This is a genomic window from Rhabdaerophilum calidifontis (assembly GCF_008641065.1).
Lineage (GTDB): Bacteria > Pseudomonadota > Alphaproteobacteria > Rhizobiales > Beijerinckiaceae > Rhabdaerophilum > Rhabdaerophilum calidifontis.
The window spans coordinates 108,368-125,997 of sequence record NZ_VTRS01000006.1 but is presented as its reverse complement, the minus strand read 5'-3'; the positions used below and the strand labels follow the sequence as shown (position 1 = coordinate 125,997).

General features: G+C 70.6%; 18 protein-coding genes. 12 read left to right on the top strand and 6 right to left on the bottom strand.

The genetic code is table 11. The features are described from left to right. Positions 1 to 3: 3 nt before the first annotated feature. Positions 4 to 540 (bottom strand): hypothetical protein, encoded by a 537-nt coding sequence (locus FWJ24_RS11085; protein WP_150287894.1) that lies wholly within the window; start codon positions 538 to 540, stop codon positions 4 to 6. Positions 541 to 667: 127 nt separating this feature from the next. Here FWJ24_RS11085 and FWJ24_RS11080 point away from each other — a divergent pair, with 127 nt between their 5' ends. Next, entirely contained in the window at positions 668 to 1,843 is a 1,176-nt protein-coding gene (locus FWJ24_RS11080) for a PA0069 family radical SAM protein (RefSeq protein WP_150287893.1), read from the top strand. Positions 1,844 to 1,845: 2 nt separating this feature from the next. On the opposite strand, the gene FWJ24_RS11075 is transcribed toward FWJ24_RS11080, so the two are convergent. Beyond that, on the bottom strand, positions 1,846 to 2,364 hold the full coding sequence (locus FWJ24_RS11075; RefSeq protein ID WP_150287892.1) for a hypothetical protein: 519 nt from the start codon (positions 2,362 to 2,364) through the stop codon (positions 1,846 to 1,848). A 172-nt stretch (positions 2,365 to 2,536) separates the two neighbouring features. Here FWJ24_RS11075 and FWJ24_RS11070 point away from each other — a divergent pair, with 172 nt between their 5' ends. Both FWJ24_RS11070 and FWJ24_RS11065 read left to right on the top strand, forming a co-directional pair. Beyond that, positions 2,537 to 3,100 (top strand): ribonuclease HII, encoded by a 564-nt coding sequence (locus FWJ24_RS11070; RefSeq protein ID WP_150287891.1) that lies wholly within the window; start codon positions 2,537 to 2,539, stop codon positions 3,098 to 3,100. A 96-nt stretch (positions 3,101 to 3,196) separates the two neighbouring features. Then, complete coding sequence (locus tag FWJ24_RS11065; protein WP_150287890.1) at positions 3,197 to 4,360, top strand: site-specific DNA-methyltransferase; 1,164 nt, start codon at positions 3,197 to 3,199, stop codon at positions 4,358 to 4,360. Between the two features lie 2 nt (positions 4,361 to 4,362). Here the strand turns inward: FWJ24_RS11065 and FWJ24_RS11060 are convergent, their stop codons facing one another. Further along, on the bottom strand, positions 4,363 to 5,433 hold the full coding sequence (locus tag FWJ24_RS11060) for an A/G-specific adenine glycosylase (protein ID WP_150287889.1): 1,071 nt from the start codon (positions 5,431 to 5,433) through the stop codon (positions 4,363 to 4,365). A gap of 77 nt (positions 5,434 to 5,510) precedes the next feature. On the opposite strand from FWJ24_RS11060, the gene FWJ24_RS11055 reads away from it, so the two are divergent. From FWJ24_RS11055 to FWJ24_RS11015, 9 genes are all read left to right on the top strand, one after another. Further along, positions 5,511 to 6,086, top strand: coding sequence for a DUF721 domain-containing protein (locus FWJ24_RS11055; protein ID WP_166443666.1), 576 nt, complete (start codon positions 5,511 to 5,513; stop codon positions 6,084 to 6,086). Positions 6,087 to 6,265: 179 nt separating this feature from the next. Beyond that, entirely contained in the window at positions 6,266 to 6,991 is a 726-nt protein-coding gene (locus FWJ24_RS11050) for a DsbA family protein (RefSeq protein WP_150287887.1), read from the top strand. 66 nt (positions 6,992 to 7,057) lie between these two features. Further along, entirely contained in the window at positions 7,058 to 10,516 is a 3,459-nt protein-coding gene (smc, locus tag FWJ24_RS11045) for a chromosome segregation protein SMC (RefSeq protein ID WP_150287886.1), read from the top strand. 218 nt (positions 10,517 to 10,734) lie between these two features. Further along, positions 10,735 to 11,121, top strand: a complete 387-nt coding sequence (locus FWJ24_RS11040; RefSeq protein ID WP_150287885.1) for an AtpZ/AtpI family protein — start codon at positions 10,735 to 10,737, stop codon at positions 11,119 to 11,121. A gap of 47 nt (positions 11,122 to 11,168) precedes the next feature. Then, positions 11,169 to 11,900 (top strand): F0F1 ATP synthase subunit A, encoded by a 732-nt coding sequence (locus FWJ24_RS11035; RefSeq protein ID WP_150287981.1) that lies wholly within the window; start codon positions 11,169 to 11,171, stop codon positions 11,898 to 11,900. Positions 11,901 to 11,956: 56 nt separating this feature from the next. Then, positions 11,957 to 12,184, top strand: coding sequence for a F0F1 ATP synthase subunit C (locus FWJ24_RS11030; RefSeq protein ID WP_150287884.1), 228 nt, complete (start codon positions 11,957 to 11,959; stop codon positions 12,182 to 12,184). A gap of 76 nt (positions 12,185 to 12,260) precedes the next feature. Next, on the top strand, positions 12,261 to 12,827 hold the full coding sequence (locus FWJ24_RS11025) for a F0F1 ATP synthase subunit B family protein (protein WP_246155657.1): 567 nt from the start codon (positions 12,261 to 12,263) through the stop codon (positions 12,825 to 12,827). 10 nt (positions 12,828 to 12,837) lie between these two features. Further along, a complete protein-coding gene (locus tag FWJ24_RS11020; protein WP_150287883.1) occupies positions 12,838 to 13,305 on the top strand; it encodes a F0F1 ATP synthase subunit B family protein in 468 nt (155 codons plus the stop codon). A gap of 114 nt (positions 13,306 to 13,419) precedes the next feature. Then, positions 13,420 to 14,217 carry a dienelactone hydrolase family protein gene (locus FWJ24_RS11015; RefSeq protein ID WP_150287882.1) on the top strand — a complete coding sequence of 266 codons (798 nt, stop codon included), beginning with the start codon at positions 13,420 to 13,422 and terminating at the stop codon, positions 14,215 to 14,217. Between the two features lie 27 nt (positions 14,218 to 14,244). Here FWJ24_RS11015 and gcvPB read toward each other — a convergent pair whose 3' ends face one another. From gcvPB to gcvH, 3 genes are read right to left on the bottom strand one after another with little or no spacing between them, the layout of a single operon-like run. Further along, entirely contained in the window at positions 14,245 to 15,879 is a 1,635-nt protein-coding gene (gene gcvPB / locus FWJ24_RS11010) for an aminomethyl-transferring glycine dehydrogenase subunit GcvPB (RefSeq protein WP_206110828.1), read from the bottom strand. Beyond that, on the bottom strand, positions 15,879 to 17,219 hold the full coding sequence (gene gcvPA, locus FWJ24_RS11005) for an aminomethyl-transferring glycine dehydrogenase subunit GcvPA (protein ID WP_150287880.1): 1,341 nt from the start codon (positions 17,217 to 17,219) through the stop codon (positions 15,879 to 15,881). The genes gcvPB and gcvPA overlap by 1 nt, the downstream gene beginning before the upstream one ends. A 22-nt stretch (positions 17,220 to 17,241) precedes the next feature. Further along, positions 17,242 to 17,610, bottom strand: coding sequence for a glycine cleavage system protein GcvH (gene gcvH / locus FWJ24_RS11000; protein WP_150287879.1), 369 nt, complete (start codon positions 17,608 to 17,610; stop codon positions 17,242 to 17,244). Positions 17,611 to 17,630: the final 20 nt, after the last annotated feature.

Here is a 17,630-nt window from a genome sequence, read left to right as displayed (position 1 = left end):
GCGTCAGGGCAGGCGGCGGACCTCGGGGTCGAGCCGCACGAGATCGCGCCCGAACGGATGCGCGAACGGGTCCGCCTTCGCCGCCGCGATCTCGCGGGCGCGGCGGGGCGGCAGCAGCAGCGCACGGTCGCGGCCGGCGCGGCCGCCGGTCTCGCGCAGGATCGCCGCGGCCCGCGCCGCCATTCCGGCGAAACCCGGCCGCGCGGCCGGCCGCGTTACGGCCGGGCGGTCCTGGAGCAGCGGCAGGCGATCGGCGAGGATCGGCCAGAATTCCGGGCCGATCAGCAGGCCCGTATCGACGAGCAGGAAACCCGAACCGCCAGCGCCGGCCACCGCGCGCGCGAACCCTTCCGGCCAGCGCGACGCGACCAGCACCCGGCAGCCGGCGGCGTCGGCGATCTCCTCGACAGCCCGGTCCGCCGCCGGCGCCACCAGCACGGCGCCGCCGACGATGCCCTCGACCACGCCACGCACCAAAGGCGCGATCGTGGCGGCGAGCGCGGCGGGATCGGGCCTGGCATCGATGATGACGGTGAGCATGGGCCTCCAGCAATCGCGCGTGATCGATCTTTATGCTGCGCCGCAGCATACAAAAATGCAACCCGTCGCGCTTGACCTCTCGATCATGATATGTTCTTTTTATGTTCTGATATATGGAGAACATTACATGTCTCTCGGCCCGCATGCCCGCAACCAGGATCTCGCCGGCCCGGATCTCTCGCGCCAGAACCTCTCGCACCAGGACCTCGCCCGTCAGGCGCGGCTGGTCACGCCCCTCGCGGCCGCCAATCGCGGCGGCCGGGGCGCGCTGACCAATGCCTCCGGCCGCTTCGAGCCGCTGGCGCGGGAGCGTTTCGACGACGGGTGGGACGAGCCGGACGAATTGCCGCCCTTCCGCACCGAAACGACGCTCGAACGGGCAATGACGATCATCACCCGCAACCAATCGCCGGACATTCCATTCGACCGGTCGATCAACCCCTATCGCGGCTGCGAGCACGGATGCAGCTATTGCTATGCCCGGCCGAGCCATGCCTATCTCGGGCTCTCGCCGGGGCTCGATTTCGAATCGCGGCTCTTTGCCAAGCCGAACGCGGCCGAATTGCTCGCGCGCGAACTCGCGGACCCGAAATATGCGCCGCGCGAGATCGCGCTCGGCGCCAATACCGATCCCTACCAGCCGATCGAGCGCCAGCACCGCATCACCCGGCAGGTGCTGGAGGTGCTGGCGCGCGCCGGGCATCCAGTGACGATCGTCACCAAATCGGCGCTCATCACGCGCGATATCGACATCCTGACGCCGATGGCAGCGCAGGGGCTCGCGCGCGTCGCGGTGTCGATCACGACCCTCGACGGCACGCTGGCGCGGCGGATGGAGCCGCGCGCGCCGACACCGCGGCGACGGCTCGAGGCGGTGCGCGCACTCGCGGCGGCGGGAATCCCGGTCTCGGTGCTGATGGCGCCGATCATCCCCGCGATCAATGATCACGAAATCGAATCCCTGCTCGAGGCGGCGCGGGAGGCCGGCGCGGGCGATGCCGGCTACGTGCTGCTGCGCCTGCCGCACGAATTGCGCGAATTGTTCCGCGAATGGCTGCTCACGCATTATCCCGGCAAGCTGCGCCATGTGATGTCGCTCGTGCAATCGACGCGCGGGGGGCGGGATTACGTGGCCAATTTCGGCGAACGGCAGCGGGGCAGCGGCTATTTCGCCGAGATGATCGCCAAGCGGTTCCGGCTCGCCTGCACCCGGCTGGGTCTGGGACGCCGCGCGGCGGGGCGACTGCGGACCGACCTGTTCCGCCGCCCGGGGATCACCGGGGAACAGATGTCGCTGTTCTGATCTCAGGGTTGCACGACGAGAACGCGCAGCAGCAATGCCGTGACGATCACCGCCAGCAGCAGCACGAGGAGCCGCAGCGTGAGCCCCTTCCAATCGATCGGCCCGGCAGCCGGCTGGGTCTCCGGCAGCAGGCCGAACCAGGGCCAGCGACGCGGTATGGCGCTGCCGGACGGTTGTTGCCCCTGCTCCCGCACCGCATCCTGCCCCGCTCCCGCGCGCCATGACTCGACCAGGCGTCGCGCCTCGGCGCGATAGGCGGCGATCCGTGAGGGCGCGGTCTCCCCCGTCTCGAACGCCGCGATCTCGCCCGGCTCGGGCCTCCGGGCATGGCGGCGGCGGAATTCCCCGGCGAATTCGAGGCTGGCGCGGCGGTGCAGTGCATAGGCGATGAGCCCCTCGACATCCTCTCCGCCAGCGATGAAGGCGGCCTGGAGGCGGTGCTCGGCCGCGAATGCCGGGTCATCCGGCGCGTCGGGCGGGATGAAGGGCGGTGCCGGCGCGTCGGGAAGGGAATCGGCCATGGGCGGGTCCGGTGCATAGCAGGGAAGCCTGACATTCTTGCCCCCGGCGGCCCGGCAAGCCAAGACAGAAGAGGCAAGATGAACGACGCGGAATGCCCGCGGGCATTTGCCGGATCGCGCGGGCCGTGGCGAGGGGCCGGCCCCGCGCGGGAGATTGACAGGGGGAACCGGAATGGCGCCGGCAATCGCGGGGATCGACGAGGTGGGGCGCGGACCGCTGGCCGGACCGGTCGTCGCGGCAGCGGTGATCCTGCCGCGCGACTTCGACCGCACGGGGCTTGCGGATTCCAAGAGCCTCACGCCCGCGCGGCGGCGCGTTCTCGCGCAGCGAATCCTCCACGGCGCCCAGACGGGATTGGCCTTCGTGCCCGCCGCCGAAATCGACCGGTGCAACATCCATGCGGCGACGCTGCTCGCGATGCGCCGCGCCCTTGCCTGCCTGGCCGCGCCGCCGGACAGAGCGCTGATCGACGGGCGCTTCGTGCCGGAGGACCTGCCCTGCCCGGCCGAGGCGCTGGTCGGCGGCGATGCGCGCGAGCCGGCCATCGCCGCCGCCTCGATCATCGCCAAGGTCGCGCGCGACCGCATGATGGCGGAGGCCGCGCGGCGCTTTCCCGGCTACGGTTTCGAGGATCACGCCGGGTATCCGACGCCCGCGCACCGCGCCGCCCTGCGGCGCTTGGGCCCCTGCCCCATCCATCGATTGAGCTTCGGCCCGTGCCGGGCCGCGTCTTGAAACGGGACAGCGAGAGTCAACGGCCCGTAAACCTCGCCTTCACCCGGCCCGCCGATAGTCGCAGCGTCTGTTGTCCAACCGGTGCTGCCCTCTGTCATGCGTATCCTTCGCTCGGAAGCGACAAACCGGCGGCCGCGGGATCCGGTCACGCGTACCCGCGCTCCTGGGCCTGGCACCGCCTCGCCTGTCCGCGACGTCATCCTCACCGCGGAGTGCCGCGCCGCCCTCGGCGACCTCGCGCCGGAGAGCGTCGATCTCGTCTTCGCCGACCCGCCCTACAATCTCCAGCTCGGCGGCAGCCTCACCCGGCCCGACCAGAGCCTTGTCGACGCAGTCGACGACGAATGGGACCGGTTCGACAGTTTCGCGGACTATGATTCCTTCACCCGCGGCTGGCTCGAGGGCTGCCGCCGCGTGATGAAGCCGAACGCGACCCTGTTCGTCATCGGCTCCTATCACAACATTTTCCGTGTCGGCGCGATCCTGCAGGATCTCGGCTTCTGGATCCTCAACGACATCGTCTGGCGCAAGGCCAATCCGATGCCGAATTTCCGCGGCCGGCGCTTCACCAACGCGCATGAGACGCTGATCTGGGCGGCGCGCGACGCGGATGCGCGGAAATATACCTTCCATTACGAGGCGCTGAAGGCCGGCAACGAGGATTGCCAGGTCCGGTCGGACTGGTATCTGCCGCTCTGCACCGGCGCGGAGCGCCTGAAGGACGCGGCCGGCGCCAAGGCGCATCCCACCCAGAAGCCCGAGGCGCTGCTGCACAAGATCCTGCTCGCCACGACCAATCCCGGCGATCTCGTGCTCGACCCGTTCTTCGGCACCGGCACCACGGGGGCGGCGGCGAAACGGCTCGGCCGGCATTTCATCGGCATCGAGCGCGACCCCGGCTATGCCGCCGCGGCGCGGGCGCGGATCGAGGCAGTGACGCCGCTCGATCCGGCGCTCGTCGTACAGCCGCTCGCGCGGCGCGAGGAGCCGCGCGTCGCCTTCCAGGCGCTCATCGAGGCCGGGCTCGTCGTGCCCGGCGCCCGCCTCGCCGATGCCAGGCGGCGGTTCGAGGCGGTGATCCGGCCGGACGGGCAGATCACCGCCAACGGCATCGTCGGCTCCATCCACAAGATCGCCGCGCTGGTCCAGGGGCTGCCGGCCTGCAACGGCTGGAGCTTCTGGCATCTCGATGCGGGGAACGATCTCATTCCCATCGAGACATTCCGCGCCCGCATCCGCGCGGCGATGAAGGCGGCCTGACCCTACCCGGTCGCCGCGATCACCTTGCGGAACAGGGTCGGCAGCGGCTCGGCATCGAGCGCCTCCGCCGCGACCCAGCGCAGGCCGGGAGGCGGCGCCACACGCCCGACCCGCGCGGTCTCGATCGCCAGCCGCAACTCGAAATGCGTGAAGACATGGCTGATACCGGCCGGATGGCGCTGCCAATGCGCGGCAAGCGGCGGCACGGCGGCCGGCGGCGCACCCGGCGCCCAGCCGGAATTCGGGATCTCCGCCATGCCGCCGAGCAGCCCGCGCGCCGGGCGGGTGCCGAGCAGCACGCGCCCCGCGGCATCGCGGCAGAGATAGGCGATCCCGTGCCGGACGGGCCGGGGCCCGCGCGGCGCCTTGCGCGGGAAGCCGGCCGGATCGGCCCCGCGGCCGGCCCGGCAGGCGAAGGCGAGCGGGCAGCGGCCGCAGGCCGGCGCGCGGGGCGTGCAGAGCGTGGCGCCGAGATCCATCATGGCTTGCGCGAAATCGCCGGGCCGATCCGCCGGAACCAGTGGTTCGAGCGCGGCGCGGATCGTCGGCTTGGCGGTGGGGAGCGGTGTTTCAAGCGCCAGGAGGCGCGCCATGACCCGCTCGACATTGCCGTCGATCACCGCCGCGCGCGCTCCGAAGGCGATCGCGGCGATCGCCGCCGCGGTATAGGCGCCGATTCCCGGAAGGGCGCGCAAGCCCGCCTCGGTTCCGGGAAAGCGGCCGCCCGCGCCGGCCACCTGCCGGGCACAGGCAAGGAGATTGCGGGCGCGGGCGTAATAGCCGAGCCCGGCCCAGGCCGCGAGCACAGCGCCATCCTCCGCCGCCGCCAGCGCCCCGATATCCGGCCAGGCGGCGAGGAAACGCGCATAATAGGGCTTCACCGCCTCGACCGTCGTCTGCTGGAGCATGATCTCCGACAGCCACACACGATAAGGGTCGGCCCGCCCGCTGCCCGGCTGCCGGCGCCAGGGCAGGTCGCGGGCATGGCGGTCATACCAGCCGAGCAGCGCCGGCGTGATCGCGGCGGGAAGCGCCGATTCCGGCTTGGAGGCGGGTGGCGGATTTTCTACCATGCCGCCTTGTCGCAGAGCCCTGTCCCGCCGCCAAGGGTGACGGAGGGGCCACGTCGCCGCAGCCCGGAGCCTCGCCCTTGGCCACGAAGCCGCATGCCGTTTCCGTCAAGCCGCGCCGCGCCGGTGCCATCCGGGCCGGTGCCATCCGGCTCGATTCGCTGCTGCCCGAGGCGGTCGCGCCGGTACTGCATCAGCGCGGCCTCGCCTCCAGCGCGATCCTGACCGGCTGGGCGGAGATCGCCGGCCCGCATCTCGCCGGCTGGACGACGCCGCTCGAAATCCGCTGGCCGCGCCGGCCGGAAGACCGCGAGGCGGCGGAGAAGCGGCGGGCGGCACAACCGGCGCGCGGCAAGGCAGCGCGCTCCGAGCATGCGGTGCTCGTCATCGGCGTGGCCGGTGCCTTCGCGCTCGAGGCGCAGATGGCCGAGCGCGCCATCGTCGAGGCGGTCAACCGCCGACTCGGCTATGCCGCGATCGGCGGGATCGAGATCCGGCAGGCGCCGCACCGGCCGGCCGTCGCGCCCGCACCGCCCCGCGTCCTGCCGCCGGAGACGGTGGCGCGCGTCGAGGCCGGGCTCGGCGATATCGCGGATGACGGCCTCCGGCGGGCGCTGGCGCGGCTCGGCGCCGCCATCGAACGCGACCGGGGTTGATGCCGAAGCCGTGATCGCGCCGCCACGTTTCGGTCGCAATGCGCCGGAAAGGTCGCGCCGCGCGGTTCGACGCGCGGAGGCTTCCGCATTCGGAGCCCTTGCTTTCGGCATCGTCCCGGCCCTATCTCGGCGCCGCATCCGGAACGCGGTGCGCCCGCGCCGGACAGGAGGAGAATTCGATGGTCCTGCGCTTCGCCGCAATTCGTTTCACTCAACCCATTCTGCATGCGCGGCGGCTCGGCGCCCTCTTCGCGGCCGGCGGGTTCGCCCTCGCGCTGGCGGCCTGTGGCGAGAGCGGCAAGCCCGCGTCAAAATCCGAGACGCCAGCGGCGACCAACGCCTCGGCCGGAGGCAAGGGCGCCGAAATCGCCGCCCTGCTCCAGCCCGGCCCGCTCGGTGACCGGGTCGTCGGCAAGGCGGATGCGCCGGTGACGATCGTCGAATACGCCTCGCTCACCTGCTCGCATTGCGCGAACTTCCATCAGGTGACCTATCCCGCGCTCAAGGAAAAATACATCGACACCGGCAAGGTGCGGCTGATCTTCCGCGAGTTCCCGCTCGATCCGCTCTCGACCGCCGCCTCGATGATCGCGCGCTGCGCGCCCGAGCCGCGGTATTTTCCGATCATCTCGGTGCTGTTCCAGCAGCAGCGCGGCTGGGCGGGCTCGGACAAGCCGCTCGAGGAATTGCTGACCATCGCCCGGCAGGCCGGTTTCACACAGGAAACCTTCGACGCCTGCTTGAAAAACCAGTCGATCTATGACGGCCTGAACGATGTGAAGAAGCGGGGCGCGGAAGTGTTCGGCGTCAATTCCACGCCGACCTTCTTCGTCAACGGCCAGGTCCGGCGCGGGGATGCGACGCTCGAGGAACTCGAGAAGCTGATCGAACCGCTCCTGAAATGAGGCCCGGCGCCGGCCGAGGCGGAAGTTCGGGCCAGAACCGGGGATGAGCGGGCAGGACGGCATCACGTGAAATTCGAGCGGCTGCGCCTCGCCGGTTTCAAGACCTTCGTCGATCCGACCGATATCGCGATCGCTCCCGGACTCACGGGCGTGGTCGGGCCGAATGGTTGCGGCAAATCCAACCTCGTCGAGGCGCTGCGCTGGGTGATGGGCGAGACATCGTCCAAATCGCTGCGCGGCGGCGGCATGGACGACGTGATCTTCGCTGGCTCCCAGACGCGGCCGGAGCGCAGCCATGCCGAAGTCTCCATCCGCATCAGCGCGCCGCCGGCGGATCTCCCCGGCCATCTCGCAGGCGCCGACCAGCTCGACATCTCGCGCCGCATCGTGCGCGAGCAGGGCTCGACCTACCGGATCAACGGCCGCGAGGTGCGCGCGCGCGATGTCCAGATCCTGTTCGCCGATGCCGCGAGCGGCGCACGCTCGCCCTCGATGGTGCGTCAGGGGCAGATCGGCGAACTGATCGCCGCCAAGCCGCAGCATCGCCGCCGCATCCTCGAGGACGCCGCCGGCATCGCCGGGCTTCACGCCCGACGGCACGAGGCAGAGCTGCGGCTCCGGCAGGCGGAGGACAACCTCACCCGCACCGAGGACGTGCTCGGCCAACTCGATCGCCAGATCGGCGATCTGCGCAAGCAGGCGAAGCAGGCCCAGCGCTTCAAGGCGCTCCAGGCCGAGATCCGGGCGCTCGAACTGCGCCAGCTCGCGGCGAGCCTCGATCTTGCCGCGCGCGAAGCCGAGGCGGCGCGGCGCGAGCATGACCTTGCGGTGCGGGCCATTGCCGCCGCAACGATCCGTCAGGGCGAAACCGAGCGCGCCCGCGCCGTGGCGGAGCACGAGGCCGAGGCGCTGCGCCAGCGCGCCGCCGAGGCCGAGGCACGACACCAGCGGCTCATCGTCGCACGCGAGACGCTCGACAACGAGATCCGCCTCGCGGACAGGCGAATCGCCGAGATCGCGGCGCGGCGCGAGGAACTCGACCGCGACCGCGCGGCGGCGGCCCGGATGCTCGGCGATGCCGACGCGGCGGCGATCCGCCTCGCGGAGGAAGCGGAGGCGCTGGCCGCGCGGATCGCGGCGGAAATGACGGAGCAGGCCGGCGATGCCGAACGCCGGGCCGAGGCGGAAGCGGCGCGGGGCCGCGCCGAGGCCGCCTTCGCCGAAGCGCAGCGCGCCGAGGCCGAAGCCGAGGCCGATCGCCGCGCGGCCGAACAGCGGCTCGCCGAGGCCGAGAGCCGCCGCGCCCGCCTCGAGGGCGCCGAGGCGCAGGCGCGGCGCGAACTCGAAAGGCTCGAATCGAGCGATCCCGGCCTGCAACGCCTCGCCGCGCTGGAGCGCGAGGCGGAGGCCCGTCTCGCGGCCTATGATCAGGCGCTGGCCGCGGCGGAGGCGGCCGAGAACGCGGCGCGCGCCGCGCGCGCGGCCGAGCAGGCGGAGCGGCCGCGCCTCGCGGAGGCCGAGCGCCTGCTCCAACGCCTCGAGACCGAGGCCCGCACCATCCGCAAGCTCGTCGATCAGGCCGAACCGGGGCTGTGGACCCCGGCGATCGACCGGATCCGGGTCGCGCCCGGCTACGAGACCGCGCTCGCGGCGGCGCTCGGCGAGGATCTCGAGGCGGCGCTCGAACCCGGCGCGGCGCGGCACTGGGACGATGCCGCGATCGAAGCCGCCGGGCTGCCCCCCCTGCCCGAGGGCGCCGAGCCTGCCCTCAATCATGTCGAGGCGCCGGCGGCACTGCAGCCGCGCCTGTCGCAGATCGGCATCGTCACGCGCGAGCAGGGGCTCGCGCTCCGCCGCCATCTCCGCCAGGGCCAGCGGCTCGTGACCCGCGAGGGCGATCTCTGGCGCTGGGACGGTTTCACCGCCCGCGCCGAGGCGCCGAGCGCCGCCGCGCGCCGCCTCGCCGAACGCAACCGCCTCGCCGAGATCGAGGCCCATGCCGCCGAAGCGCGCCGGAAGCGCGACGAGGCCCGCGCCCGGATCGACCAGCTCGCCGGCCAGACCCGGAAGGCCGAGGCCGATTCGCTTGCGGCGCGCGAGGCGGCGCGCAGGGCCGGCGGCGCGCGGGACGCGGCGCAGGCGGAGTTCCAGCGCGAAACCCGCCGCACGGAGGAGGCGCGCCTGCGCGTCGAGGCCCTGCGCAACCGCGTCGCCGCGCTCGCGGGGGATTGCGCGGAAGCGCTGAGCCATGCCGAAACGGCGCGGGCGGCTTGCGCCGCCCTGCCGGAACGCCGGGCCGAGAACCCGCTTGCCGGGCTCGCCGCCGCCCTGGCCGAGGCGCGGCGCGCCGAGCAGGCGGCGCGCGACACGGAGAGCCAGCGGTCGGCACGGCTCGCGGCGGCGCGGGAGCGCGTCGCGGCGATCGGCCGCGAGCAGGCCGCCTGGGCCGAGCGGATCGCGCGGGCGCGCCAGCAGGATACGGATCAGGCCGAACGCCATGCCCGGCTTGCCGCCGAGGCCGAAAGGCTGGCCGCGCTCCCCGCCGAACTCGGGCAGCGGCGCCGGACCATCGAGGCCGAGATCGCGACCGCAGCACAGGACCGGCAGATGGCGGAAGATGCCCGCGCCGAGGGCGAGGCGACGTTGCGCCGGGCGGACGAGGCGGCGCGCGGCGCGATGACCGCGCTCGCCGACGCGCGCGAGGCGGCCGCGCGGCTCGACGCCCATCGCCAGAATGCCGGCGAGAAGCACGCCCATGTCGTCCGCGCCATCGAGGAGCGGATCGAGGCGCCCGTCGCGGCGCTGGCCGAGCGGATCGCGGCGCTCGACGGGCCGGCGATCGTCGATCCCGATGCGATCGAGCGCCGTCTCCAGGATCTGCGCGGCGACCGCGACCGGCTCGGCGCGGTCAATCTGCGCGCCGATACCGAACTCGCCGAGATCGAGGGCGAGCGGGCCATGCTCGACCGCGAGCGCGAGGATGTGCTCGCCGCGATCCGCAAGTTCCGCCGCGCGATCGACCAGCTCAATGCCGAGGGCCGAAGCCGGCTCCAGGCCGCCTTCGGGGTGGTGGACGGGCATTTCCGGCGGCTGTTCGAGCGGCTGTTCGGCGGCGGTGCGGCCGAGTTGCAGCTTGTCGAGGCGGAGGATCCGCTCGAATCAGGGCTTGAGATCATCGCGAAACCGCCGGGAAAGAAGCCGCAATTGCTCTCCCTGCTCTCCGGCGGCGAACAGGCGCTGACCGCCACGGCGCTGATCTTCGCGGTTTTCCTCACCAATCCCGCGCCGATCTGCGTGCTCGACGAGGTCGACGCGCCGCTCGACGATTCGAACGTGGAACGGCTTTGCGATCTGCTGCGCGACATGGCGCGGGAGACCGAGACGCGCTTCCTCGTCATCACCCACAATCCGATCTCGATGGCGCGGATGGACCGCCTCTACGGCGTCACCATGGTCGAACGCGGGGTGAGCCAGGTGGTTTCGGTCGATCTCGCTGCCGCCGAGCGCCTCGCCGAGGCGGTCTGACCGGGGCCGCCTCCGCCCTGTGCTGCATTGCGGCAACAGCCGGCGGAGGAGGTCGCGCTGCGCGCGGAAGCCGCGGAAATCCGCCCTTCGCGCGGCTTGACACGGACATTAGCGGCTGATTAACAGCGCCTCGACGCGGGGCTCCGGGAAATCGGGGCGCCGTGCCAGCGCGCCGCAGCCCTCGGGAGGCGGCGCACCTGACAGGATGATCAGGCGCCATGCGCGAACCGGACGGATCCTCGGCCCCTCAGGGCCCGAACGCCCCGCTCCCGGATCAAAGCCCGGCGGATCTCAGGTCACGGCTCGATGCTCTGAAGGCCGATCTCGGCGAGGCTGTCGCCGAGGACCGGGAAGCTTCAGGCGCATCCGGTAAGCATGCCTCTGGGGGCGAGCTGGCTGCGGGGCTGAGGGCGGCGACGGAACTCGTCGCGGGCGTCCTTGTCGGGGGGGCGATCGGGTTCTTTCTCGATCGGCAAATCGGGACGAAGCCTTTGTTCCTGGTCGTGTTCCTGATCATGGGCATGGGGGCTGGTTTCCTCAATCTCTATCGGCTCGGGCAGCGCCGCCCCGACGGGAATGGCGGACGGTCCGGGCAGGGCGACTAGGAAGAAGGGCGACCCACGTGGCGCAACCCGGCAAACCCATCGACCCGATGCACCAGTTCGAGGTGCAGAAGCTCGTCGACCTCCAGTTTTTCGGCCGCGACCTTTCCTTCACCAATGCGTCGCTCTGGATGCTGATCGCGATCGGCGTCATCACGCTGATCATGGTCTACGGCACCGCGCGGCGCGAACTCGTGCCGGGGCGGCTGCAATCCCTGGCCGAGATGGCCTATGAATTCGTGGCCAGCACCCTGACCGGCGCCACCGGCAAGGACGGCATGCAATTCTTCCCGCTGGTCTTCTCGCTGTTCATGTTCGTCTTCGCGGCGAATCTGCTCGGCATGATCCCGGGCTCCTTCACCGTCACGAGCCAGATCGTCGTCACGGCGGCCTTCGCGGTGCTGGTGATCGGGGTCGTGGTGATCGCGGGCGTGATCAAGCACGGCACGCATTTCTTCGGGCTGTTCGTGCCCTCGGGTGTTCCGGCGCCGATCCTCGCGCTGATGGTGCCGATCGAGATCATCTCCTTCCTGTCGCGGCCGGTTTCGCTGTCGCTGCGTCTGTTCGGCAACATGCTGGCGGGGCATATCGTCCTCAAGGCGTTCGGCGGCCTCGCGGTGATGCTGCTCGGGGCGGGAGCCTGGGCGGCGCTGGCGCCGGTGCCGCTGATCATGGCCGTGGCCGTGACCGCGCTCGAATTCCTGGTCGCGTTCCTCCAGGCCTATGTCTTCACCATTCTGACCTGCGTCTACCTCAACGACGCGCTCCATCCGGGGCATTGACGTAAGAAGCCGGTCGAACCCTCCACCAACCCATCTCTTCAAACGGAGTAATCTCGATGGATCCGATCGTTGGCAAGTATATCGGCGCTGGTCTCGCGGCGCTGGGCATGGGCCTCGCCGCCATGGGCGTCGGCAACATCTTCGGCAATTTCCTCTCGGGCGCGCTGCGCAACCCGTCGGCGGCCGACGGCCAGTTCACCCGCGCGCTGATCGGCGCGGCGCTCGCGGAAGGTCTCGGCATCTTCTCGTTCGTCGTCGTGATCTTCCTGCTCTTCGTCGTCTGAGATCGCGGCCGGAATCGCCGGCGGTGCGGCTTAGGTCGCGCCGCCGCTCTCTCCCTCCTGCCGAGAGGATGCAGCCATGCGCCTCGTGACTGCGCTTATGATCGCGGCGGTGCTGACCGTCCCGGCCCTCGCGGCCGGCGATGGCGGCGGCCACCGCTTCCCGCCCTTCGACGCGCGGACCTTCCCCGGCCAGATCTTCTGGCTGATCCTGTCGTTCGGCGCGCTCTACCTGCTGATGAGCCGGGTGGCCCTGCCGCGGGTGGGCGCTGTCCTCGAACATCGCCGCGAGACGATCGACGGCAATCTCCGCGCCGCCGAGGCGGCGCAGAAGCAGGCCGAGGCCGCCGCCCAGGCCCATGAGCAGGCGCTTGCCAAGGCGCGCGCCAATGCGCAGGCGATCGCGCAGGAGGCCCGCGCCAAGAGCGCGCGGGAGATCGACGCGAAACGCCAGGGGGTCGAGCAGGATCTCGCCCGGAAGATGATCGCCGCAGAACAGGCCATCGCCGAGACCAAGGCCAAGGCCATGGAGCATGTCGGCGACATCGCCCGCGAGGCGGCATCGGCCATCATCGAGCAGCTCGGCGGCAAGAAGCCGACCGCGGCGGCGCTCAACAAGGCGCTCGGCGCGGCAGCCGGCGAGTGAAGGTGAAACCATGAGCGCGGAACTGTTCGTTGCCCTCGCCTTCCTGATCTTCGTCGGCATCCTGATCTATGCCGGCGCGCACCGGATGATCCTCGACGGCCTCGATTCGCGCGGCCGGAAGATCGCCGCCCAGCTCGCCGAGGCCGAGCGGCTGCGCGACGAGGCGGCCGCCCTGCTCCGGAGCTACGAGGCGAAGCGCGTCGCGGCCGAGAAGGAGGCCGAGGAGATCGTTGCCGCCGCCAAGGCGGAGGCCACGCGGCTCGAGGCCGAGGCCAAGACCAAGCTTGAGGATTTCGTGAAGCGCCGCACCGCGCAGGCTGAACTCAAGATCCGTCAGGCCGAGGAGCAGGCGACGCAGGAGGTGCGCGCCGCTGCGGTCGATCTTGCGACGAAGGCCGCCGCCACCATCCTCGGCGCTGCGAAGGGCGACGAGGCCTTCCAGACCGGGCTTGCCGAAATCAAGGCCAGGCTCAACTGAGCGCATCCGGAGCGTGAGGAAAATGGGCCGCTTTCGAGCGGCCTTTTTCATGGCGCGGGAGCAGGGCGGCGATATCCTGTCCGGGCAATCCACCGTGTCGCCGAGGACATCGCCATGCTCGTCACCCTCCGCCTCCTCATCGCCTGCGCCGTGGGGCTCGCCGCGCTGGGGGCGGCGCTCGCCGGCGAATGGGTCACCTATCCCGGCCGCGGCGGCCACCCCGTCAAGGCGCTGATGATGCGCCCGGATGGCGGCGGCCCGTTTCCCGCCATCATCGCGCTGCATGGCTGCGCCGGGCTCGGCTCGGCGCGCGGGCTCAACCCGCGCCATTCCGATTGGGGGCAGCGGCTGCGGGATGCCGGGTTCCTGGTGCTGTTCCCGGACAGTTTCGGCTCGCGCGGCCTCGGCTCGCAATGCACCGAGCGCGACCGCGAAATCGATCTCACCGACCGGCGCGACGACATCTTCGCCGCAGCCGAATGGCTCGCCGCACGACCCGATATCCAGAAGCGCCGCATCGGGCTCCTCGGCTGGTCGAACGGCGCCATGGCGCTGCTGCACGCCACCAATGCCGGCGCGCGGCCGAGCGGGGTGGAATTCGCGCGCGCCGTCGCCTTCTATCCCGGGTGCAAGACCTTGCTGCGGAAGGGCTATTCCGCCCGCGTGCCGGTGACGATCCTGCACGGGCTCGCCGATGACTGGACCGCCGCCGAACCTTGCCGGCAACTGCCCGGCGTGCGTTTCATCGGCTATCCCGGCGCGTATCACAGTTTCGACCATCCGAACCTGCCGATCCGCACGCGCAAGGCGGCCTTTTCCGCCAATGGCAGCGGAACCGTGACGATCGGCACGCATCCCGAGGCGCGCGCCGACGCGATCGGCCGGGTGATGGCGATCTTCCAGGGGATGTGACGGCGGCGGACGCCGCCTTCGCGGAGCCTATTCCGCCGCGTCGCGCACCGGCTCCGGCGGCGTCCATCGCAGCACGGGGGCGCGGGCGGCGCGGGTTTCGTCGAGCCGCCGCCGAGGCGCGTGGAAGGGCGCGCCGGCGAAGCGCTCCGTCTCGCCGCGTTTGGCGCGCAGCGCGAGATCCCGCAAGGCCATGATGAACAGATCGAGCGCGGCGCGGCTCTCGCTCTCCGTCGGCTCGATCAGCATCGCGCCATGGACGACGAGCGGGAAATACATCGTCATCGGGTGGTAGCCCTCGTCGATCATGGCTTTCGCGAAATCGAGCGTCGTCACGCCCGTATCCTTAAGCCAGGCATCATCGAACAGCGCCTCGTGCATGGAGGGATGATCGGGGAAGGGCACGGACATCAGGTCCTGCAAGCCGGCGCGGATGTAATTCGCGTTCAGCACCGCATCCTCGCTGGCCTGGCGCATGCCGTCGGCGCCATGGCTGAGCATATAGGCCAGCGCGCGCACGAACATGCCCATCTGGCCGTGGAAGGCCGTGACGCGGCCGAAGGGCCGGGACTCGCCCGCGGCGGCACGGTCTTCGACGAGTTCCAGCCCCGTTTCCGTGCGGCGGAGGAAGGGCAGCGGCGCGAAGGGCGCGAGGCGCGCCGAGAGCACCACGGGCCCCGCCCCCGGCCCGCCGCCGCCATGGGGCGTCGAGAAGGTCTTGTGCAGGTTGATATGCATGGCGTCGATGCCGAGATCACCGGGCCGCGCCTTGCCGACGATGGCGTTGAAATTGGCGCCGTCGCAATAGAAATACCCGCCGGCCGCGTGCATCGCTGCGGCGATCTCGACCACCTGCGGCTCGAAAATGCCGCAGGTATTGGGGTTGGTGAGCATGATGGCGGCAACATCCGGCCCGAGCAGCGCCCGCACATCCTCGACATGCACCGTGCCGTCAGCCCGCGCCGGAACCGGCTTCACGACGAAGCCGATCAGGGCGGCGGTCGCCGGGTTGGTGCCATGCGCGGATTCCGGCACCAGCACCACCCTGCGCGTCTCCGCCTCGCCCCTGGCCTCGATCGCAGCCTTGATCGCCATCATGCCCGCGAGTTCGCCATGGGCGCCGGCCTTGGGCGACATCGCCACCGCCTCGGTGCCGGTCAGCGCCAGGAGCCAGCGCGCCAGTTCATCGACGAGTTCCAGCGCCCCCTGTACGGTCGATTGCGGTTGCAGCGGATGCACATCCGCGAAACCCGGCAGCCGCGCCATCTTCTCGTTGAGGCGCGGATTGTGCTTCATCGTGCAGGAGCCGAGCGGGAAGAGCCCGGTATCGATGCCGTAATTCTTCTGGGAGAGGCGCACGTAATGGCGCATCGTCTCGGGCTCCGAGAGGCCGACAAGGCCGATCGCACCCTTGCGCTCGAGCCCGCCGAGGCGGTGCTTGAAGGCCCTTTTTCCGGACGCGTTTTCTTCACGCGAGCCGGTTCCCACCTCGCTTGAAAACGCGATGCCCTCCGGCTCGTCGAGGTCAACGCCGGTGACATCGGCGCGGCCGATCTCGAAGAGCAAAGCCTCCTCGATCATGAGCGCGCGGTTGCCCGTGAAGGTTGGGTGGCTCTGGGCCCCGGCCGCGCCGGCGGCGGTGGGACGTCCCTGATTGTTGAGCATCACACGACCTCCTTCAGCGCGCCGACAAAGGCTGCGCGATCCTCGTCCGTATTCACCTCGGTATTCGCGACGATCATCAGATCGTCGAGCCCGGCGGCCGGGGCGAGCCGCGAATAGGGCACGCCCGCGAGCACACCCTTCGCGGCGAGCCTTTCCACGATAGCCGCCGCGTTGCCGGGCAGCTTCAGCGTGAATTCGTTGAAGAAGGCGCCGGTGAGAACCTCCACGCCCCGCACATCGCCCAGCATTTCCGCAAGCTTCACCGCGTTGGCATGGTTGATGCGCGCAAGGCGCGCGAGCCCTGCCTCGCCGAGCAGCGTCATGTGGATGGTGAAGGCGAGGCAGCAGAGGCCGGAATTGGTGCAGATGTTCGAGGTCGCCTTGTCGCGGCGGATATGTTGCTCGCGCGTCGAGAGCGTGAGCACGAAGCCGCGCTTGCCCTCCGCATCCACCGTCTCCCCGCAGAGGCGGCCCGGCATCTGGCGTACGAATTTCTGTCGCGCCGCGAAGAGCCCGACATAGGGACCGCCGAAATTGAGCCCGTTGCCGAGCGATTGCCCTTCCCCGACGACGATATCCGCGCCCATCGCGCCGGGGCTCTCGACGAGCCCGAGCGAGACGATTTCCGTCACCACCGCAATGAGCAGCGCGCCCCTGGCCTGACAGGCGGCAGCAAGCGGGCGAAGGTCGCGCAGATTGCCGAACACGTCCGGGTTCTGCACGACCAGGCAGGAGGTTTCGCCATCGATGAGCGCCGCGAGATCCTCGTCCGCCTTCGGGCTCGGCGGGGCGGCAACCACCGTGTCGCCCGCCATGTGCGAGAGCGTCTTCACCACCTCGGCATAATGCGGGTGCAGCCCGCCGGAGAGCACGGCCTTGTTGCGCCGCGTCACGCGATGCGCCATCAGCACCGCCTCGCCGGTGCCGGTCGAGCCGTCATACATCGAGGCGTTGGCCACCTCCATGCCGGTGAGGAGCGCCACCTGCGTCTGGAATTCGAACAGGTATTGCAGCGTCCCCTGCGCGATCTCCGGCTGATAGGGGGTATAGCTCGTCAGGAACTCCGAGCGCTGGATCAGGTGATCGACCGTCGCCGGAACATGGTGCCTGTAGGCGCCGGCGCCGACGAAGAACGGAACGGAGGCGGCCGGAACATTCTTGGCCGCCATGCGCGAAAGGATGCGCTCGACCTCCGCCTCGCCCTTGCGGCGCGGCAGATCGACCGGCCCGCGGAGCAGCTTGTCGGCCGGGATATCGGCGAAGAGCGCGTCGACATGATCGACGCCGATCTTCGCGAGCATGGCCGAGCGGTCCTCGGCGGTCAGCGGCAGGTAACGCATCGAAAGCCTCCCTCCGGCAGGTTCAGGCGCCGACCAGCGCCTTGTAGGCGGCTTCGTCCATCAGGCCCGCGAGCTCGCCCGTGTCGGCGAGGCGGATCTTCATGAACCAGCCTGCGCCCTCGGGATCCTCGTTGACCGTGGCCGGCGCATCAGGCAGCGCGGCATTGACCGCGACGACCTCGCCGGAAACCGGGGCATAGACCTCGCTCGCGGCCTTGACGCTCTCGACCACGGCGGCCTCGCCGCCCTGCTTCACCGCCCTGCCGATCTCCGGCAGCTCGACGAACACCACGTCGCCGAGCTGTTCCTGGGCGTAATGCGTGATTCCGACGGTGCCGGTATCGCCTTCGACGCGGATATATTCGTGATCCTTGGTGTAATAGGTCGGCATGGCTCTCTCCCCGAGCGATG